A 17,907-nucleotide genomic window follows, 5' to 3' on the forward strand; every position below is an offset into this window, starting at 1 on the left:
ATCGTTCGTTTTTATCGAATGATTTGTGCGATATAATGCGCTGGATCGAATGATTGCAGCTTGCGAAGACGGGTCGTTGCCAAGAGAGGGACGACGACCATGGTCGCGCATGTGGATATCGCCGATGAGCGCAGGGCATCGAAGGCGCGTCGCTACGGCATCGGACCGGGTCTGGCGCTCACCGCCGGCATCGCCGGCGCGGCTTTCGGGTTGCGCCAGCTGCCGATGGTCGGCGTGCTCAGTCCGATGATCCTCGCCATCCTGATCGGCATCACCTTCCATAATGTCGTCGGCACACCGGCGCGGGCCAAGGAGGGCGTGACCTTCGCGATGCGGCGCATCCTGCGCGCCGCCATCGTGCTGCTCGGCCTGCAGCTCACCGCCGCGCAGGTGGCAGAGGTCGGAGCGAGCGGTCTGGCCGTCATTGCGCTCACGCTGGTGTCGACCTTCCTCTTCACCACCTGGCTCGGCCGGCTGATCGGCGTCGAGCGTGGTCTGGCTGAACTCATCGCCGCCGGCACGTCGATCTGCGGTGCCTCGGCGGTGATCGCCACCAACACGGTGACGCGCGCGCATGACGAGGACGTCGCCTATGCGGTGGCCTGCGTCACCGTCTTCGGTTCGGTGGCGATGTTCCTCTATCCGCTGCTGCCGCAGGTGCTCGACCTCACGCCGCATGCCTATGGGCTGTGGACGGGCGCCTCGATCCACGAGATCGCTCAGGTGGTCGCCGCCGCCTATCAGGAAGGGCCGGCGGCCGGCGAGTTCGGTACCATCGCCAAGCTTTCGCGCGTCATGCTGCTGGCGCCGATGGTGATCGGGCTCGGTCTCGTCGCTGCCCGCCGGGCGGCGCATCACGGCCATGGCGCCAGCCGCGCCAAGCCTCCCATGCCGTGGTTCGTGCTCGGCTTCCTCGCCATGGTGGGGCTGAACAGCGTCGTGACGATGCCGGCCGAGATGAAGTCGGTCCTCGTGCTGCTGACCACCTTCATGCTGTCGATGGCGCTGGCCGCGATGGGGCTGGAAACCGACATCGCCAAGCTGCGCGCCAAGGGGCTGCGGCCCTTCCTGCTGGGCTTCGCCGCCTTCGCCTTCATCGCCCTGTTCAGCCTGGCTCTGGTAAAGATGACGGCGTGAGAGACCTGAAGGACGGCGGATGACCCTGGAGCAGCTACGCATCTTCGTCGCCGTCGCCGAACGCGAGCACATCACGCAGGCCGCCCGGGACATCAACCTCACGCCGTCCGCGACCAGCGCGGCCATCGCCGCGCTCGAGGCGCGCCATGCCACCCGCCTGTTCGACCGGGTTGGACGGGGCATCGCGCTTACCGACGCCGGCCGCCTGTTCCTGCCTGAAGCGCGCGCCGTACTGGTGCGGGCTCATGCGGCGGAGAAGGTGCTCGCCGATCTTGCCGGCCTGGCGCATGGCACGCTGGCGCTGGCCGGCAGCCAGACCGTGGCCAATTACTGGCTGCCGCCGCTGATCGAGAGCTACCGCAGCCGCTATCCCGGCATCGCGGTGAGCCTGTCGATCGGCAATACCGATTTCGTCGCGGCGCGGGTCCAGGAGGGGGCGGACGATCTCGGCTTCATAGAGGGCGATGTCGACGCGCCGGTGCTGGCGGCCACGCCTGTCGCCGACGACGAGATGGTGCTGGTGGCGCCGGTGACGCACCGCTGGTCCTGGCGCCCGCCCGCTTCCGCCGCCGAACTCGCGGAGGGGCCTTGGGTGCTGCGCGAACCGGGATCGGGAACGCGCGCCATCTTCGAGGCCTATCTGCAGGAGGTCGGTGTCGCGCCGCGCGCCCTTCGCGTGGCGCTGGAATATCCGTCCAACGAGGCGGTGCGGGCGGCGGTGGAGGCCGGCAGCGGAGCGACGGTCATCTCCCGCCGGGTCGTCGAGGGGTCGATCCGCGCCGGCACCATGGCGCTGATCGACTATCCCTTGCCCTCGCGCCGCTTCCTGTCGCTGCGCCACCGCGAGCGCTATTCGACCAAGGCGGCGCAGGCCTTCCTCGATCTCATCGCGGCGGCTGGACAATAAAAGGCGCGGACCGAGGCCCGCGCCTTCCTCACATGGTCGAACGGGTCGTCGTCAGCGCCAGACATACCAGCAGGTGCGGATGCGGCGACCCCAGCGGTTGCGCCGCCAGCCGCACACGCGCCGCCGGCGGCGGCGATGACGACGCCGCACGCCGGGCGGCGGGCCCCAATACTGGGCATCTTCGACGGCGGTCCCGTCGGGCGTCGCGCCCGCGCGTGTTTCCGGGAGAAGGTCGGCGTCGGGAATTCGTTCGGGTACGAAATCCTTCAGCTGCCCGAGCACGGTGGCCTGCGCCGGCGAGAGTGTCGCCGAAGCTGCGGCACCCGCGCCGAGCGCGCCGGCGAGACCAAGCAGAAAGCCTCGTCTGTCCATTTCAACTCTCCACTGTCGTCCGCCCATGCCCAGGAAGTCAGGCTCCCCGTCATTGCAACGCGCGCAGGGCGGAATGGTTCGCCAACCACCGACAGGCTCGCCGGTGATCGCGGCCATGATGTGTTCACAATAGCACATTCCGGTGCGTTAGGTCGGACGCTCTCGTTCGTCGAAAACGCGATGAATCAAAGCGTTGACGGAAGAGGCATCAATGTCGGCGGGCCGCGTTCATCTTGCGGCCGCAATCGCGCGGCTCCAATGTACCGCCGCACGGTCCCTTGTCCGCGGAAGGGGCTCGCGCGATAGTCGGATGAGCGAATCGCGCGAGGTGGGACATGAGCATATTCGGATTGACGATGCGTGCCGGCCTTGCCGTCGCGGTCGTCGTGCCGGCGCTGGTGGCGAGCGTGCCGGCCAAGGCGAGCAATTCCACCGGGGCGCTGATCGGCGGTCTGGTTGCCGGCGCGCTGGTCGGCTCGGCGGTCACCGCCGCGACGCAGCCCAGGACCTATTATTACGCGCCTCCGCCGCCTCCGCCGCCGGGCTATTATCCCCCGCCGCCGCGGCCGGCCTATGGGCCCGGCTATTGCGGCGCGCCGCCCTATCCGCCGTGCCGCACGCCGGTCTACTGAGGCTGCGGGCTGCTCGCCCGCTTTCCTGCTTCCTTCGGTCAAGCGACAGGGTCCTCCCATGCTGAAGACGACCGCTACCGCCCTTTGCCTGATGCTGGGTCTCGCCGCCGCGCAGGCGCAGGATTCCGGTCCGTCCGCCGCCGAGCCGCCCCAGGCCGCTCCCGACCAGTCCCTGCCGCCGCCGCTCGCCTGCACCTTCGACAAGGTGTTCGTCTGCGAGGCCAAGGGCTGCGCGCCCTCGCAGGAGCTCGGCACCATCGACCTGCCCGCGCGTTTCCTGGTGCATTTCGGCGAGCAGATCATCGCCAGCGCCTCCGACAGTGACCTGCCGCATATCAGCTCGATCCAGAGCGTCATCGGCGACGGCGACAGCTTCATCATCGACGGCAATGACAACATGACCGCCTGGGCCATGCAGCTGTCGGTCTCGAAGCCCGAGGCGACGCTGACGACGCTTGCCGGCGGCAAAGTGCTGACAGCTTTCGGAACCTGCCAGCCGGCGCCGTGAGCGCCGGTCTTCGCGACGACTTTCGTGCGCGGCGCAAGGTCTGTTTACCAGAGCGGGAATGGTTCGGCGGCAATCTCCAGTGCAAATTGCGTGGAGTCGCGCATTCGAGCCGTCCTGTGCTGGAATGACTTCGAATTGATCGGCGCTTTTGCAGTGGCCGAGACCTGTCTGTCCGGATCGCGACAGGCGCGACACCAGCCGATACATCGCGGGAACCGCCGACGGAGCGCCGTCTTTTCGCTTGGCGACGAGATTCATTCGTTATAGAGAAACGCACCGCGCGGGCGTGGCGGAACTGGTAGACGCGACGGACTCAAAATCCGTTTCTGGTGACAGAGTGTCGGTTCGAGTCCGACCGCCCGCACCATCCCGACGCCCCGCTCAGCCCACGGCGCGCCGCGTCCGAGCCCCGGCGCGCCCGGCCGGTCCCCCCGCGAACTTCCTGGCGCCGGCCACGCAGCCGACGATGCCGAGGGTGGCGAGGAGCATGGCCGTGCTCACCGTCTCGTTCAGCAGCAGCGCCGCGAGGCCGAGCCCGAAGAAGGGCTGGAGCAGCTGCAGCTGCCCGACGGCGGCGATGCCGCCGAGCGCGAGGCCGCGATACCAGAAGACGAAGCCGATCAGCATGCTGAACACGGAGACATAGGCGAGCCCGCTCCAGGCGCTCATGGGCACGTCCGCGAAGGAGGCCGGCAGGGTGAGCGCGGCGAGCGGCAGCATGAGCGGTAGCGACAGCACGAGCGCCCAGCAGATGACCTGCCAGCCGCCCAATTCGCGCGACAGGCGCCCGCCCTCCGCATAACCGAGGCCGCAGACGACGATGGCGGCGAGCATCAGGAGGTCGCCGACCGGGGCAACGGCGATTCCCTCGCGGAGAGCGAAGGCGACGACGAGCGCGCTGCCGATGGCCGAGAACAGCCAGAAGACCGGGCGCGGACGCTCGCCGCCGCGCAGCACGCCGAAGATCGCGGTCGACAGCGGCAGCAGGCCGATGAAGACCAGCGAATGGGCGGAGGAGACGTGCTGAAGGGCGAGCGCCGTCAGCAGCGGGAATCCCACCACGACGCCCAGCGCGACGATGGCGAGCGAGGGCAGCTCGTTGCCGCGCGGAAGCCGCTGCCGCAGCAGGATCAGCCAGGCCATGCCGAGCAGCCCGGCGATCGCGGCGCGGGCGCCGGTGAGGAAGATCGGATCGAAGCCCATCACGGCGGCGCGCGTGGCGGGAAGCGATCCGGAGAAGATCACCATGCCGATGAAGCCGCTGATCCAGCCGCTGGTCGCCTTGTCCATTCGTCGCTCCGTTGGGTCGTCGTCCCTGCTTGCGCGCGCGCGGCATCGACTTCCAGACACACACCAGTACAATCTTGATGAACTGTTATGCATGGATGTGCAGCACGGATGGACGCGGACGCTAAGGCGACACGAGTGGCGAGCGGCGATCGTGGCGGGACCCGCATCGAGGCGGTGATGGCGGCGATCCGGCAGAGGATCACCATGAGGGCCCTGCTGCCGGGCGCGCGCCTGCCCTCGGTGCGCGCCGGCGCGACGGCGATGAAGGTCTCGGTCTCGACGGTGGTCGAGGCCTATGAACGGCTGGCGGCCGAGGGCCTGATCCATGCGCGCCCCGGCTCGGGCTTCTATGTCTCGGGGCCCGCGGCGCCGCTAACGCTCGCGCAGATCGGGCAGAGGGTGGAGCGGGAGGTCGATCCGCTATGGATCTCGCGCCAGGCGCTGGAAGCCGGCGACGACGTGCTCAGGCCCGGCTGTGGTTGGCTTCCCCCGGCATGGATGCACGAGACCGGGTTGCGCCGGGCCCTTCGTACCCTGGCGCGGGCCGATGTGTCCGCGCTCACGGAATATGCCAGCCCGCTTGGCCTTCCGGCGCTGCGCCAGGTGCTTTCCCGCCGCATGGCCGCGAACGGCATCGAGGCGGGTCCGGACCAGGTGATGCTGACCGAATCCGGCACCCAGGCCATCGACCTGATCTGCCGCTTCCTGCTCGAGCCGGGCGACACCGTGCTGGTGGACGATCCCTGCTACTTCAACTTCCATGCGCTGCTGAAAGCGCATCGGGCGAAGGTCGTGGGCGTGCCCTACACGCCGAACGGCCCGGATGTCGATGCCTTCGGCGCGGCGCTCGCCACGCATTCGCCGCGGCTCTACATCACCAATTCCGCTATCCATAACCCGACCGGCGCGGTGCTCTCGCCGGTGACGGCGCACCGGTTGCTGAAGCTGGCCGACCGTTCGGAACTGGTGATCGTCGAGGACGACATCTTCGCCGATTTCGAACCGGCGCCGGCGCCGCGGCTGGCGGCCTATGACGGGCTGTCGCGGGTCGTGCATATCGGCAGCTTCTCCAAGACCCTCTCGGCCTCGGTGCGCTGCGGCTACATCGCCGGGCGGCCGGACTGGATCGAGGGCCTCGCCGATCTCAAGATCGCCACCAGCTTCGGCGGCGGCCGGCTGGCCGCTGAGCTGCTGCTCGCCGCGCTGACCGATGGCGGCTACCGCAAGCACATGGAAAGCGTGCGGCGGCGGCTCGCCGTGGCGATGGAGCGGACCGTCGTCCGGCTGCGCGGGCTCGGCATCTCGCCCTGGCTGGTGCCGCAGGCCGGGATGTTCCTGTGGTGCCGCCTGCCGCACGGCGTGGATGCCGCCGCGCTGGCCCGCGCCTGCCTGCGGCAGGGTGTCGTGCTGGCGCCCGGCAACGCCTTCAGTCCGTCGCAGACGGCGAGCGGCTTCGTGCGCTTCAATGTGGCGCAGTCGGGCGATGACAGGGTCTTCGCCGCGCTCGAACGCGCGCTTGCCGGGAATGCCGACGTCTCGCGCGGGTGACGAGACGCCGGCCGTTCGCGTCGCCGGCAAGATGCGAGGCGTCGCGGGGGCGGTTCAGAGCAGCGATTTGGCGAGCAGCATGTGGATGCCCTTGTTGCCGTCGACCATCTGCGTCACGCGCAGGTTTCCGGCCAGCGAGCACAGCATGTAGGCCTGGTTGCGCGACAGATTGGTGCGCTGGCACACATGCTTGACCATTTCCCGCGTCGCCTGCTTGGCGGCGTCGTCGAGATCCTCGTCGAGGCCGATCGACATCAGATGCGTCGCGCTCTCGGCGAAGGGCCAGTCGAGCTGCATGTCCTTGCGCAGGGTGAGGCGGAACGTGCCGGTCACGCCGGTCTCCAGCGCGGTGATGCACACTTCGCCGTCACCCTGCACGCCATGGCCGTCGCCGGCGAAGAACAGCGCGCCCTCGTTGAAGACCGGCAGATAGAGCGTCGTGCCGGCGCGCAGCTCCTTGTTGTCCATGTTGCCGCCGAAGGCGCGCGGCACCGGCGAGCCGCAGCGGCCCCAGGCCGGCGGCGGCGCGGTGGCGATGATGCCGAAGAAGGGGTCGAGCGGAATCTCGGTGCCCCAGGGCATGACGCAGACATTCCTGGAGTGGTCGACGAGCGGGTGGATGGTCTCGTAGTCGGTGAACTCGTCGGGCAGCGTGCCGAGCAGCGGCAGAATGGAGACGAAGCCCCAGTCCTGGCGCACCTTCACGTCGAGGATGTCGACCTGCAGCGTGTCGCCGGGCCTGGCGTCCTTCACATAGACCGGTCCGGTGATGAAATGCGGGCCGGGGCCCTGCGGCAGCGTGTTCAACGCGGCCATGAAGTCTTCCGGCACCGGCAGGTTGTCGGGGAGCGTCTCCTTGCCGCCGGCCGGGAAGGAATGCAACGTCACCACGTCGCCTGAAGCGACCTCCAGCACCGGTGGCGTGGAGCTGTCGAGATAGCCCCACACCATGTTCTCCGGCGTGGAGGGAATTTCAAAGCGGCGCGACATGCGGAACTCCTGGGGTCGACTGCGGATAGGGATCAGACGGCGATGAAGCGGGTGAGGTGATCGCGGTTCATCGTCTCGCCGCGGCCCGTCTCGACGACGGCGCCGCGTGAGAGGATAACGAAGGCGTCCGCGGTCTCGACCGCGAAGTCGAGATATTGCTCGACCAGCAGGATCGACAGGCGGCCCTTCAGCGCGCGCAGCACCTCGCCGATGGCGACGACGATGTTGGGCTGGATACCTTCGGTCGGCTCGTCGAGGATGAGCAGCTTCGGCTGGGTGACCAGGGCGCGGGCGATGGCGAGCTGCTGCTGCTGGCCGCCCGAGAGCGCGCCGCCGGGGCGCCTCCACATCTCGCGCAGCACGGGGAACAGGTCGATCGCCTCTTCCATCGCCGGGGTGCCGTAGGTGCCATGGGCGCGGGCGGCGGCCTCGATGTTCTCAGCAACCGTCAGCTCGGAGAAGATCTCGCGGCCCTGCGGCACATAGGCGAGGCCGGCGCGGGACCGGCGGTTGGGCGACCAGCCCGTCGCGTCCGCACCATTGAGGACGATCTTGCCCGAGGTCGGCGCGATCAGCCCCATGACGCATTTGAGCAGGGTGGACTTGCCGGCGCCGTTGCGGCCGAGCACCGCGAGGCACTCGCCCGGCGCGATCTCGAAGCCGACCTGACGCAGCACCTGCGCCGAGCCGTAATGCTGGTCCAGAGCCTCGATACGGAACTGCATGCTCAGCGCCCCAGATAGACGTCGACGACGCTGGCGTCGGCGCGCACCTTGTCCATCGAGCCCTCGAACAGCGTGCGTCCTTCGTGCAGGACGGTGACGCGGTCGGCGATGCGCTCGACGAAGTCCATGTCGTGCTCGACCACCACGATGGCGCGGTCGGGCCGGTTCAGCGAACGTACCAGCCGTGCGGTGCGCTCGGTCTCCTCGTCGGTGAGGCCGGCGACCGGCTCGTCGAGCATCAGCACCTTGGGGTCGGAGGCGAGCACCATGCCGATCTCCAGCCACTGCTTCTGCCCGTGGCTGAGCTCGCCGGCTAGGCGGTCCGCCTGATCGCACAGCCCCACGGTCTCCAGCACCTCGCCGACGCGGTCCTCCAGCGCCGGGGCATCCAGCCGCGAGCGGAAGCCGACATCGGCGCCGATGGCGATGTGCTGGCGCACGCTCAACCCCTCGAAAACGCTCGGCTTTTGGAACTTGCGACGGATGCCGGCGCGGGCGATGGCGGATTCGCTGGTGCCGGTGATGTCGGTCGTGCCGTCGAACAGCACGCGCCCCTGCCGGGGCCGGGTGATGCCGGAGATGACATCGAGCAGCGTCGTCTTGCCCGCGCCGTTCGGCCCGATGATGGCGCGCACCTCGCCATAGTCGATGGCGAGCGACAGGTCGTCGATGGCGCGGAAGCTGCCGAAGCGCACGGTCAGGCCATCGACGAGAAGGGCGGTGAGGCTCATGGGCGCGCCTCCCCGAGATCGGCGGCCATGCGCTTGGGTCCCATGGGGCGGGTCAGCCGGAGTTTGGCGAGGTCCATCAGTCCGTTGGGGAAGACCAGCACCACCAGCACGATGAGGCCGGAGAGGATGAAGGGCCAGATGTCCGGCGCGGCGGAGGACAGCCAGAACTTCACCGCATTGACCAGCAGCGCGCCGATCACCGCGCCGACCAGGTGCCCGCGCCCGCCGATGGCCACCCACACGGCGATCTCCAGCGACAGTTCCGGCGAGAGCAGGCGCGGATTGATGATGCCGACCTGCGGCACGTAGAGCATGCCGGCGATCATGGCGATCAGCGCCGACAGGCACCAGACGATGAGCTTGAGCCGCAGCGTCTCGTAGCCGAGCGTGCGCAGGCGCGTCTCGTCGTCCCGCGTGGCCAGCATCAGCGCGCCGAAGCGGCTGCCGACCAGCCAGCGGCAGAGCACCAGCACCAGCGCCAGCACCAGCAGGGAGGCCGCCGCGAGCGCGGTGATCATGCCGTTCGTGCCCATTGGCCAGCCGAACATGACGGTGAAGCCGGTCATGCCGTTATTGCCGCCGAAGCCGGTGTCGTTGCGGAACATCAGCAGCATGGCGACATAGACCAGCGCCTGGGTGATGATGGCGAAATAGACCCCGCCGACCCGCGAGCGGAAGGAGACATAGCCGAAGACGCCGGCGATCAGCGTGGTGGCGACCACCGCCACGGCGAGGGCATAGGGGAAGAACTCGAAGCCGGCCCAGTAGAAGGGGAATTCCTTCCAGCCCATGAACTGCAGGAAGTCCGGCACTGTGCCCGTCACCACGAAGGAGTGCTTGAGCAGGTACATCGCAATGAGGTAGCCGCCGAGCGCGAAGAACAGCCCGTGGCCGAGCGACAGGATGCCGAGATAGCCCCAGATGAGATCGAGCGAGAGCGCCAGCACGGCGAAGGCGGCGAGCTGGCCGATCGCGTTGGTGAGATAGCGCGACAGCTCGAATCCGCTGCCCGCGAGCGCCGGCATGGCGAGCGCGACGACGACCAGCAGGGCGACGAGGGCGAGGAAGGGGCGGTCGGAGCTCCAGCGTCTCATTTGCGGCGGCCCTTCACGGCGAACAGTCCCTCCGGGCGCCATTGCAGGAAGGCGATGATCATCAAAAGTACGATGACCTTGGCGGCGACGGCGCCCCAGAGCGGCTCGATCAGCACGTTGATCTGGCCGATGCCGAGCGCGGCGACCACCGTGCCGGCAATGGTGCCGACACCGCCGAGCACGACCACCATGAAGCTGTCGATGATGAAGTTCTGGCCCATTTGCGGGTTCACCGAATAGATCGGCGAGAGCGCGAGGCCCGCCAGGCCGGCAAGGCCCGAGCCGAGGCCGAAGGCGGTCATGTCGACCCGCCGGGTCGGGATGCCGATGCAGGCGGCCATGTCGCGGTTCTGCGTCACCGCGCGGATGTTGAGGCCGAGGGGGGTCTTGCGCACGATGGCCCAGGTCAGCGCCAGCGTCGCCACGGCGAAGCCGATGGCGAACATGCGGTTCCAGGTGAAGATGAAGTCGCCGATCACCGGCACTCCGCCGGTGACGTAGAACGGCGTCTCGAACTGCAGGTTCTGGGTGCCGAAGACGACGCGCACGAGATTCATCAGGAACAGGCTCACCGCCCAGGTGGCGAGCAGGCTCATCAGCGGGCGCTTGTAGAGATGGCGCAGCAGGGCGGCTTCCAGCGCCACCCCGATGGCGGCGGTGACGAGAAAGGCGACGGGTATGGCGAGGATCAGGTACCAGTCGAGCAGGCCGGGTGCGAAGCTGCGCAGCCCCTGCTGCACCAGCCAGGTGACATAGGCGCCGATCATGATCAGCTCGCCCTGAGCGAGATTGATGACGCCCATCAGCCCGAAGATGATGGCGAGGCCGATGGCGGCCATGAACAGGATCGAGGCGAAGCTGAGCCCGTTATACAGCGCGGCCAGTACGTCGCCGATGGCGATGCCGCGCTCGATCGCGCCGGTCGCGGCGTCGACGGCGGCGCGGAACGCCGGATCGGACGCGTAGGCCGGGTCCTTGGTGAGCGCGGTGATCTGGGTGAGCGCCCGCCGGCTCGGATTCTCGGCGATGCGGCCGATGGCGCGGATGCGCGCGGCCGGATCGGCGGCGTTGAGCGCGGCGGCCTGCGCCAGCGTCTCGATCTGTGTCTTCAGGGCCTGGTCGCTCTCGGCCGCGGCGGCGAGGTCGAGCAGCCCTTCGGGGATCAGCGCCGGGCGACGCTCCAGTGTCTTCAGTGCCGCCGTTCGCTGGGCCGCCTCCGGCGCGGTGCGCAGAGCGAGGGCGGCGTCGGCGAGTTCGTAGACCGCGCGGTTCTTCAGGCTCAGCACCGGCGTGCGGTCGCTCGCGGTAACGGCGCGCGGCGCGCGGGTGACGGCGTCGAGGTCGCCCTCGGTGAGCACGGCGCCGGCATCGTCGCAGGCGAGCTTGCGGTCGATCACGGCGCGGGCGAGCGGCACCGCCCAGGCGCGGTCGGCGTCATTTCCGGATATGGCGAGGCCGGTGAGCGCGGTCGCCGCCTCGCCCATCGCGCCGGCATTGCCGCAGAGATTGCCGATGAGGCCGGCGCGGTCGAGCGGCTGCGCGGCGGCTCCGGCGACGGGCAGCAGGCAGCCGGCCAGCAGGCTGGCGGCGAGAATGGGCAGGAACCGGTGCTTCATCGGGAACTCAAGACGGCCGCCCTGCGGGCAGGACGGCCGTCCTTCGAGGGAACGGGAAAGGCGCCGACTCAGCCGTAGGGGCTGAAGGGGACCGGCTTCGGCGTGTCCTTGGACTGCCAGAGAATATCGAAGCCCTGGGCATCGTTGACCGAGCCGATGAACACGCCGCGGGCGACGTAGTTGTTCTCGCCCGTCATCGAGATCTTGTAGCCCGACGGGCAGTCGAAGGTGAGGCCGGCGAAGGCCTTGGAGACCTCCGGCACGTCGAAGGAGCCGGCCTTCGCCGCCGCCATCGCCCACAGGTGTACCGAGTCGTAGGCCGACACCATCGGATCGATGGAGACCGTCCCGCTGAACGGCACGTTGTTCTTCTTCACATAGGCCGCCCAGTTCTTCAGGAACGCCTCGTTGGCCGGTCCCTTGGCGTTCTGCAGATAGGCCCAGCAGTTCAGGTGGCCGACCAGCTTGGTGGTGTCGAGGCCTTCGAGATCGGCCTCCACCATGTCGAGGCCGAGCACCGGAATGTCGGTGGCGAGGATGCCCTGATTGGCGAATTCGCGCATGAAATCGGGGATCGAGTTGCCGACCACGGTCAGCACCACGATGGGCTGGCCGCCGCCCTCATCGGCGAAGGCGCGGATCTGGTTGACCAGGGTCTGGAAGTTGGAGAAGCCGAAGGGGACGTATTCCTCCTTCCAGGCGCTCTCCGGGATGCCCTTGGACTTCCAGTAGCCCTTGAGCTGCTTGTTGATGGTGCGCGGCCACACATAGTCCGAGCCGAGCATGAAGAAGCGCTTGGCCGAGACGCCTTCCTCGCCCATGAGATAGTCGACCGCCGGCAGCACCGAGCTGGCGGGCGGCGAGTTCACATAGACGACGTTCTTGGAATTCTCGTCGCCCTCGAAATGCAGCGGGTAGTAGAGCAGGCCGTTCTCCTGCTCGACCACCGGCAGCACGGTCTTGCGCGACACCGAGGTCCAGCAGCCGAACAGCGCGGAGACCTTCTCCTGCTGCAGCATCTGCTTGGCGGACTGGGCGTAGAGCGGCCAGTCGGAGGCGGGGTCGGAGACCAGCACGTCGATGGTGCGGCCGTTGACGCCGCCCTTGGCGTTGATCTCCTCGGCGGCCATCTTGACCACATAGTTCAGGCGGCCTTCGAGATTGGCCATCGTGCCGGACGAGGAGAACAGGCAGCCCAGCTTGACCGGGCCGGCCGCCTGGGCGCTGCGCAGGATGGCGGGGGCACCGAGCGGGGAGGCCAGACCGACGGCGGCAAGGCCGCTGGCCTGGAGGAGAGAACGCCGCGAGATCTTGACCATGGACGACACCTCAAAAGGGTTCGGAGATGTCGGGAATTCTGTTTAGACGCGGCGCGCGCGCAACTTCATATAATGTTCAGCCCTGCTCAATGCGGCGCCAATACGCTGCCGCAACTCGGCATTCTGGCAGGATTGTCACTATGGGACCGCCGGCTGCTGGTCCCCTCCTGCGGCGAATACTCGAATTCCGTCGCGCTGGCCTGTCGCCGGGCACCTGCGATCCCGGCGCGGCAAGAATGTGCATTCACCTGAAGGTATCCTGGGTCTATAATGCTGCCTACAACAAGCGCACGCCGAAATTATGTGCGACATCCGCCGCTGCACGGCGGAGCGGGACATGATGGGACGGGGGCGTCCGCGGCACCCGTCCGAGCCTCCGTCAACGAATCCTGAGGGCGAGCCGATGCGACGTTCGCAGTTCACCGACAGCGAGATCATCCACCTCATCCGCGAGGCCGATGCCGGGGTGCCGATCGGCGAGATCTGCCGCACCGCGCAGGTTTCGCTGCGCACCTTCTACCGCTGGCGCCGGCGCTTCGGCGGGCTCGACGTCGCCGCCGTGACGCAGATGAAGGAGCTGGAGGCGGAGAACCGGCGGCTGAAGTCGCTGCTCGTCACCCTGTCGCGGCAGCGCGTCTCGCTCGTCGGCGACACGGTCCGCGTCGGTGGCCTGCAGCCGGCGCGCGCCTCGGCGCTGGCGGCGGAGCGCTCCGGCGGATCGGTGGTCGGTCGTTTCGCTTCCGTGAGAATCTCTCGCTGAACAGGGCGGCGGGCGTCCGGCGACAGGGCTGGACGCTCATCCCTTAGCCGGCTATTTCCCGGTACGGCCGGCGGCGTGCCGGGGTGGGACCGGCATCGCCGTCCGCGAGCGTTTGGGAAGAGGCATGAGTGAGTTTTCCGCCGCGCGGGAGCAGCGTGCGCTGTTCACGTCGCGCGTGGCCGTGAGCCTTGTCTTCTTCGTCGGCGGATCCGGCCTGACGCTGTGGGCCACCTATATTCCGATCCTCAAGGCACGCGCCGGTCTCGATGACGCGCAGGTCGGCCTCGTGCTGCTGTGCGTGTCGATCGGCTGCCTGTGCGGCATGCCGGCGGCGGGCTTCCTTCGCCCGCGCCTCGGGCCGCTGCGCTCGGGCGCACTGGCCGGGCTCGCCTTCGCCGCCGCGACGTTCGGCCCGGCGCTGGGCGTGAGCATGCCTCTGCTGGCGGCTTCCGGCTATGTCTTCGGGCTGTGCTTCGGTTTCCTCGACGTGTGCATGAACTCGCACGCCTCGGCGCTGGAGCGCGAGCTGGGCCGGCCGATCATGTCGTCGGCGCACGCCTTCTTCAGCCTCGGCAATGTCGCCGGGGCGCTGGCCGGTGGCGCCCTGATCGGGCTCGGCCTGGGTCCCGCGCCCGGTCTCGGTCTCGCCAGCCTGGCGCTGATGGCGCTGGCCCTGGTGGCGATGCCGTGGCTCTGGCTACCCGACATCCATGTGCGCGAGGCGGCGGACACCTCGATCTTCCGCCTGCCCAACCTCACCATGCTGGGGATCGGCATCCTGACCGTTCTGTCCTTCGTCATCGAGCTGGCGCTGATCGACTGGGGCGCGCTCTATCTGGTGCAGGCCACCGCCTCGGCTCCGGCGCAGGCCGCCTATGGCGTGGCGTCCTTCTCGCTCGCCATGACCTCCGGGCGGCTGGTCGGCGACCGCATCACGCGCCGGCTCGGCGCGGTGGCGACGATCCAGATCTCCGGGGTGATCGCCTTCTTCGGCGTGGCAGTCATCGTGTGGGCGCCGACGACGCTCGCCGCGCTGCCCGGCTTCGCCATAGCCGGCCTCGGCATCGCCAATCTGGTGCCGATCTTCTTCTCGCTGAGCGGACGCATGCCCGGCATTCCGCCCAATGCCGGCATCGCCATGACGGTGACGATCGCCTATGGCGGTGGCCTGTTCGGGCCGCCGCTCATCGGCTTCGTGGCGCATGCGCTGGGCATGCGCGCCGCCTTCGTCATGCTGACCGTGGGCGCGCTGGTGATCGCGGCGATGGTCCGTCGCGTCATTCCGCGCAACGTCCGGCACTGAACCCCCGGGGCGCGACGGTCCGGCGATTCACGCCGCACTGAGGGTCTTCAGTGCCTGTGCGAGCTGCTGCGCGAAGCGGGCGGAGCCGACCGGCAGCGCACGGTTGCGGCGCTGGCCGAGGATGAGGCTGCCGACCGGCAGGTCGCGCTCGGCGATCGGCCGGAACACCAGCGAGCCGTCGCCGGGATCGCGCAGGCCGATGGGAATCTGGAAGCCGACCGCGCGCTCGTGCAGCACATAGTGCCGGATGAGCTCGAAGCTCTCCGTCTCGACGATGGGCGCGACGCGGCGCGAACCCTTGCGGGCGGCGTAGTCCAGCAGATGGCGCACGCCATATTGCGCCGCCGGGGCGACATGCGGTCCGTCGAGGCAGTCGCGCAGGCGCAGCTCCCGCCGTCCCGCGAGCGGGTGGTCGGCCGCCATCACCGCGTGCACCGGCTGCGGCACGCTCGCGATCACGTCGAAATCGACGAGATAGACCGGCTCGAAGACCAGCGCGAGATCGCTTGCATAGCTGGCCAGCTCCTGCTCGGCCTCGGCGCGGTCGCGTATCTTGACGTTGAAGGTGACGCCGGGATGGTCGGCGCGGTAGCGGGCGATCTGCTCGGGCAGGAAATAGGGCAGCAGCGCCTGCGAACAGGCGATGGAGACATGCCCGCGCCGCTCGCCCGACAGGTCGGCCACCTGTCCCTGCACCCGCGCGAGGTCGGAGAGCGTGGCGCGGTAATGCTGCAGCAGCAGTTCGCCGGCGGGGTTGAGCCGCACCCCGCCCGGGAGGCGCTCGAACAGCTCGGCGCCGAACTCGGTCTCGAAGCGCCGGATACGGCGGTTGAGCGCGGAGGCGGTGATGTTCATGTCTTCCGCCGCCTTGCGCATCGAGCCGATGCGGGCGACCACCTCGATCAGGCGCAATGTGTACAGGTGCCGCATGGGGCGCCGTCTCCCGGAGGCGGTGCATTAAGTGCAACGCTCCGGTGAATTCATAGCATTTTCGCGAACGCCTCCGCAGGGGCAGGATGATCGCGCCCGCATCCGGCCGCCGGCTCCTCATCTCCGCAAAGGCCCCGCCATGCTTCGCGATCTTGTCTTCACGCTGGCCAGCCTGCGTGCCGCCTATGCCGACGGCGTGCGGCCGGAGGCGGTGGTCGAGGAGGCGTTCCGCCGGCTCGACGCGCTCGCCGATCCCGGCATCTTTCTCTATGAGGCGCGTCATGCCGCGCTCGGCGAGGCGCGCGCGCTCGGCAGGCCCGATGGCCGCCCGCTCTGGGGCATCCCCTACGCGGTGAAGGACAATATCGACGTGGCGCGCATGCCGACGACGGCGGCCTGCCCGGAGTTCATTTACCTGCCGGAGAAGGATGCCGTGGTCGTCGCGCGCCTGCGCGAGGCCGGCGCGATCTGCCTCGGCAAGACCAATCTGGACCAGTTCGCCACCGGGCTGGTGGGCGTGCGCACGCCTTATCCCGTGCCGCGCAACGCGGTCGATCCGGAGCTCGTGCCGGGCGGATCCTCCTCGGGTTCGGCGGTGGCGGTGGCGCGCGATCTCGTGGCCTTCGCGCTGGGCACCGATACGGCGGGATCGGGGCGCGTGCCGGCCGCGTTCAACGACATTGTCGGCCTCAAGCCGAGCCTGGGGGCTCTGTCCTCGACCGGCATGGTGCCGGCCTGCCGCACGCTCGACACCGTGTCGCTCTTCGCGCGAAGCGTCGGCGAAGCGTGGGAGCTGTTCGACCTGTGCGCCGGCTATGACGCCGCCGATCCCTATTCGCGTCCGCTGCCGCGCCCGCGTCTCTCGCCGCTTCCGCCGGTATTCGACATCGCGGTGCCGGATGCCGCGACGCTACGCACCTTTGGCGATGACGTGCAGGCGGCGGATTTCGAGGCGACGCTCGAGCGCCTGCGCCATCAGGGCGCGCGCATCCGCGCGATCGACTTCGCCCCGTTCTACGCGGTGGCCGAGCTGCTCTACAGCGGGCCATGGGTCGCTGAGCGCGTCATCGCGGTGGGCGAGCGGCTGTCGGCGGCGCCCGAGACGCTGCATCCCACGACCCGCGCGATCCTGGCCGCGGGGATGAGCCAGTCGGCGACCGATGTCTTCAGGGGATTCTACCGACTGGCGGAACTGAGGCGCGCCTGCGCGGACGCCTTCGCTGGCGCCACCTTTCTCTGCGTGCCCACGATTCCGTGCTTCGTCACGCTCGCGGAGGTGGCGGCCGATCCGTTCGGACCGAATGCCCGGCTCGGCACCTACACCAATTTCGTCAACCTGCTCGACCTGTGCGGCATCGCCGTGCCGACGGGCCCGCGCCCCGACGGGCGCCCCGGCAGCCTGACCATCCTGGCGCGCAAGGGCGAGGATGCCCGCGCCGCCGCCCTGGCGCTGCGGATCGAGCGGGCGGGGGACGCTGCAGGAACTTCCGGGATCGGTGTCGAGCCGGATCCCGACGAGGTGGCCGTGGCCGTCTGCGGGGCGCATATGTCCGGCCTGCCGCTCAACCATGAGCTGGTCCTGCGTGGCGGGCGCTTCCTGCGGAGCGCCCGCACCGCGCCGGTCTACACTCTCCACGCGCTGCCGGGCGGCTCGCCGGCCCGGCCGGGCATGGTGCGCCGCGAGGAAGGAGCGGGGGCGGCGATCGCCGTCGAGATCTGGGCGCTGCCGCGCGCCGCGTTCGGCGACTTCGTCGCCGGCGTGCCGGCGCCCCTCGTCATCGGCACGGTGATGCTGGAGGATGGCCGCGAGGTGAAGGGTTTCCTGTGCGAGCCGCACGCGCTCGCCGGCGCCCGCGACATCACCGCCCTGGGCGGATGGCGGGCGGCGCTCGCCGAGCCGAGCGGGGCCTTCGCGCTGTCGCCCGCCGCGCCGGTCTGAGCGGCTCTCGGGCAGGCACCACACCAAAGAGTGAAGCGGCGCCGGCTCGCCGGGCGGTGGCGCGCCTCGTTACCATGGGTCATCCGGCCGAGGCCGCGAACGATTC

The 17,907-nt window shown here is 69.1% G+C and carries 17 protein-coding genes and 1 tRNA gene; 9 read left to right on the top strand and 9 right to left on the bottom strand.

Annotated features, from left to right (window positions below):
• The first annotated feature begins 99 nt into the window (after nucleotides 1-99).
• Nucleotides 100-1,137 carry a YeiH family protein gene (locus AC1PZ7_RS03180; protein WP_482358073.1) on the top strand — a complete coding sequence of 346 codons (1,038 nt, stop codon included), beginning with the start codon at nucleotides 100-102 and terminating at the stop codon, nucleotides 1,135-1,137.
• A gap of 19 nt (nucleotides 1,138-1,156) precedes the next feature.
• On the top strand, nucleotides 1,157-2,044 hold the full coding sequence (locus tag AC1PZ7_RS03185; RefSeq protein WP_482358074.1) for a LysR family transcriptional regulator: 888 nt from the start codon (nucleotides 1,157-1,159) through the stop codon (nucleotides 2,042-2,044).
• Between the two features lie 51 nt (nucleotides 2,045-2,095).
• Here AC1PZ7_RS03185 and AC1PZ7_RS03190 read toward each other — a convergent pair whose 3' ends face one another.
• Nucleotides 2,096-2,533: a hypothetical protein gene (locus AC1PZ7_RS03190; protein WP_482358075.1), complete on the bottom strand. Its 438-nt coding sequence runs from the start codon at nucleotides 2,531-2,533 to the stop codon at nucleotides 2,096-2,098.
• Nucleotides 2,534-2,751: 218 nt separating this feature from the next.
• Between AC1PZ7_RS03190 and AC1PZ7_RS03195 the strand changes: the two genes are divergently transcribed.
• The 3 genes from AC1PZ7_RS03195 to AC1PZ7_RS03205 all read left to right on the top strand — a co-directional run bounded on the left by AC1PZ7_RS03195 (nucleotide 2,752) and on the right by AC1PZ7_RS03205 (nucleotide 3,923).
• On the top strand, nucleotides 2,752-3,048 hold the full coding sequence (locus tag AC1PZ7_RS03195; RefSeq protein ID WP_482358076.1) for a hypothetical protein: 297 nt from the start codon (nucleotides 2,752-2,754) through the stop codon (nucleotides 3,046-3,048).
• A gap of 58 nt (nucleotides 3,049-3,106) precedes the next feature.
• The gene (locus tag AC1PZ7_RS03200) at nucleotides 3,107-3,556 is read left to right on the top strand and encodes a hypothetical protein (protein WP_482358077.1); all 450 of its coding nucleotides are present in this window, start codon (nucleotides 3,107-3,109) and stop codon (nucleotides 3,554-3,556) included.
• A 280-nt stretch (nucleotides 3,557-3,836) separates the two neighbouring features.
• A tRNA-Leu gene (locus AC1PZ7_RS03205) sits at nucleotides 3,837-3,923 on the top strand.
• Nucleotides 3,924-3,937: 14 nt separating this feature from the next.
• Here the strand turns inward: AC1PZ7_RS03205 and AC1PZ7_RS03210 are convergent.
• The gene (locus tag AC1PZ7_RS03210; RefSeq protein ID WP_482358078.1) at nucleotides 3,938-4,846 is read right to left on the bottom strand and encodes a DMT family transporter; all 909 of its coding nucleotides are present in this window, start codon (nucleotides 4,844-4,846) and stop codon (nucleotides 3,938-3,940) included.
• Nucleotides 4,847-4,954: 108 nt separating this feature from the next.
• On the opposite strand from AC1PZ7_RS03210, the gene AC1PZ7_RS03215 reads away from it, so the two are divergent.
• Nucleotides 4,955-6,394 carry an aminotransferase-like domain-containing protein gene (locus AC1PZ7_RS03215; protein ID WP_482358079.1) on the top strand — a complete coding sequence of 480 codons (1,440 nt, stop codon included), beginning with the start codon at nucleotides 4,955-4,957 and terminating at the stop codon, nucleotides 6,392-6,394.
• Nucleotides 6,395-6,448: 54 nt separating this feature from the next.
• Here the strand turns inward: AC1PZ7_RS03215 and AC1PZ7_RS03220 are convergent, their stop codons facing one another.
• The 6 genes from AC1PZ7_RS03220 to AC1PZ7_RS03245 all read right to left on the bottom strand — a co-directional run bounded on the left by AC1PZ7_RS03220 (nucleotide 6,449) and on the right by AC1PZ7_RS03245 (nucleotide 12,869).
• Nucleotides 6,449-7,384 carry an acetamidase/formamidase family protein gene (locus tag AC1PZ7_RS03220; protein WP_482358080.1) on the bottom strand — a complete coding sequence of 312 codons (936 nt, stop codon included), beginning with the start codon at nucleotides 7,382-7,384 and terminating at the stop codon, nucleotides 6,449-6,451.
• A gap of 32 nt (nucleotides 7,385-7,416) precedes the next feature.
• Nucleotides 7,417-8,109, bottom strand: a complete 693-nt coding sequence (gene urtE, locus AC1PZ7_RS03225; RefSeq protein WP_482358081.1) for an urea ABC transporter ATP-binding subunit UrtE — start codon at nucleotides 8,107-8,109, stop codon at nucleotides 7,417-7,419.
• A 2-nt stretch (nucleotides 8,110-8,111) separates the two neighbouring features.
• Nucleotides 8,112-8,840: an urea ABC transporter ATP-binding protein UrtD gene (gene urtD, locus AC1PZ7_RS03230; RefSeq protein ID WP_482358082.1), complete on the bottom strand. Its 729-nt coding sequence runs from the start codon at nucleotides 8,838-8,840 to the stop codon at nucleotides 8,112-8,114.
• On the bottom strand, nucleotides 8,837-9,934 hold the full coding sequence (gene urtC, locus AC1PZ7_RS03235; protein WP_482358083.1) for an urea ABC transporter permease subunit UrtC: 1,098 nt from the start codon (nucleotides 9,932-9,934) through the stop codon (nucleotides 8,837-8,839). The genes urtD and urtC overlap by 4 nt, the downstream gene beginning before the upstream one ends.
• Nucleotides 9,931-11,550 carry an urea ABC transporter permease subunit UrtB gene (gene urtB, locus AC1PZ7_RS03240; RefSeq protein ID WP_482358084.1) on the bottom strand — a complete coding sequence of 540 codons (1,620 nt, stop codon included), beginning with the start codon at nucleotides 11,548-11,550 and terminating at the stop codon, nucleotides 9,931-9,933. Before urtB ends, urtC begins: the two co-directional genes overlap by 4 nt.
• A gap of 68 nt (nucleotides 11,551-11,618) precedes the next feature.
• Nucleotides 11,619-12,869: a transporter substrate-binding protein gene (locus AC1PZ7_RS03245; protein WP_482358085.1), complete on the bottom strand. Its 1,251-nt coding sequence runs from the start codon at nucleotides 12,867-12,869 to the stop codon at nucleotides 11,619-11,621.
• Nucleotides 12,870-13,272: 403 nt separating this feature from the next.
• Between AC1PZ7_RS03245 and AC1PZ7_RS03250 the strand changes: the two genes are divergently transcribed.
• Together AC1PZ7_RS03250 and AC1PZ7_RS03255 are read left to right on the top strand one after the other, a co-directional pair.
• Nucleotides 13,273-13,629 (top strand): transposase, encoded by a 357-nt coding sequence (locus AC1PZ7_RS03250; RefSeq protein ID WP_482358086.1) that lies wholly within the window; start codon nucleotides 13,273-13,275, stop codon nucleotides 13,627-13,629.
• A gap of 124 nt (nucleotides 13,630-13,753) precedes the next feature.
• Complete coding sequence (locus AC1PZ7_RS03255) at nucleotides 13,754-14,932, top strand: MFS transporter (protein WP_482358087.1); 1,179 nt, start codon at nucleotides 13,754-13,756, stop codon at nucleotides 14,930-14,932.
• A 27-nt stretch (nucleotides 14,933-14,959) separates the two neighbouring features.
• Here AC1PZ7_RS03255 and AC1PZ7_RS03260 read toward each other — a convergent pair whose 3' ends face one another.
• On the bottom strand, nucleotides 14,960-15,862 hold the full coding sequence (locus tag AC1PZ7_RS03260) for a LysR family transcriptional regulator (protein WP_482358088.1): 903 nt from the start codon (nucleotides 15,860-15,862) through the stop codon (nucleotides 14,960-14,962).
• Nucleotides 15,863-16,001: 139 nt separating this feature from the next.
• Between AC1PZ7_RS03260 and atzF the strand changes: the two genes are divergently transcribed.
• Entirely contained in the window at nucleotides 16,002-17,801 is a 1,800-nt protein-coding gene (gene atzF, locus AC1PZ7_RS03265) for an allophanate hydrolase (RefSeq protein WP_482358089.1), read from the top strand.
• The last annotated feature ends 106 nt before the right edge of the window (nucleotides 17,802-17,907 follow it).

The organism is Ancylobacter sp. TW_SC_1, assembly GCF_056836805.1.

What these genes read in the sequence shown, in the direction of transcription:
- AC1PZ7_RS03180 (WP_482358073.1), top strand. Translation starts at nt 100, where the DNA reads ATGGTCGCGCATGTGGATATCGCCGATGAGCGCAGGGCATCGAAGGCG.
- urtB (WP_482358084.1), bottom strand. Translation starts at nt 11,550, where the DNA reads ATGAAGCACCGGTTCCTGCCCATTCTCGCCGCCAGCCTGCTGGCCGGC.
- AC1PZ7_RS03245 (WP_482358085.1), bottom strand. Translation starts at nt 12,869, where the DNA reads ATGGTCAAGATCTCGCGGCGTTCTCTCCTCCAGGCCAGCGGCCTTGCC.
- AC1PZ7_RS03215 (WP_482358079.1), top strand. Translation starts at nt 4,955, where the DNA reads ATGGACGCGGACGCTAAGGCGACACGAGTGGCGAGCGGCGATCGTGGC.
- AC1PZ7_RS03190 (WP_482358075.1), bottom strand. Translation starts at nt 2,533, where the DNA reads ATGGCCGCGATCACCGGCGAGCCTGTCGGTGGTTGGCGAACCATTCCG.
- urtD (WP_482358082.1), bottom strand. Translation starts at nt 8,840, where the DNA reads ATGAGCCTCACCGCCCTTCTCGTCGATGGCCTGACCGTGCGCTTCGGC.
- AC1PZ7_RS03185 (WP_482358074.1), top strand. Translation starts at nt 1,157, where the DNA reads ATGACCCTGGAGCAGCTACGCATCTTCGTCGCCGTCGCCGAACGCGAG.
- urtE (WP_482358081.1), bottom strand. Translation starts at nt 8,109, where the DNA reads ATGCAGTTCCGTATCGAGGCTCTGGACCAGCATTACGGCTCGGCGCAG.
- AC1PZ7_RS03210 (WP_482358078.1), bottom strand. Translation starts at nt 4,846, where the DNA reads ATGGACAAGGCGACCAGCGGCTGGATCAGCGGCTTCATCGGCATGGTG.
- AC1PZ7_RS03200 (WP_482358077.1), top strand. Translation starts at nt 3,107, where the DNA reads ATGCTGAAGACGACCGCTACCGCCCTTTGCCTGATGCTGGGTCTCGCC.
- atzF (WP_482358089.1), top strand. Translation starts at nt 16,002, where the DNA reads ATGCTTCGCGATCTTGTCTTCACGCTGGCCAGCCTGCGTGCCGCCTAT.
- urtC (WP_482358083.1), bottom strand. Translation starts at nt 9,934, where the DNA reads ATGAGACGCTGGAGCTCCGACCGCCCCTTCCTCGCCCTCGTCGCCCTG.
- AC1PZ7_RS03250 (WP_482358086.1), top strand. Translation starts at nt 13,273, where the DNA reads ATGCGACGTTCGCAGTTCACCGACAGCGAGATCATCCACCTCATCCGC.
- AC1PZ7_RS03255 (WP_482358087.1), top strand. Translation starts at nt 13,754, where the DNA reads ATGAGTGAGTTTTCCGCCGCGCGGGAGCAGCGTGCGCTGTTCACGTCG.
- AC1PZ7_RS03260 (WP_482358088.1), bottom strand. Translation starts at nt 15,862, where the DNA reads ATGCGGCACCTGTACACATTGCGCCTGATCGAGGTGGTCGCCCGCATC.
- AC1PZ7_RS03220 (WP_482358080.1), bottom strand. Translation starts at nt 7,384, where the DNA reads ATGTCGCGCCGCTTTGAAATTCCCTCCACGCCGGAGAACATGGTGTGG.
- AC1PZ7_RS03195 (WP_482358076.1), top strand. Translation starts at nt 2,752, where the DNA reads ATGAGCATATTCGGATTGACGATGCGTGCCGGCCTTGCCGTCGCGGTC.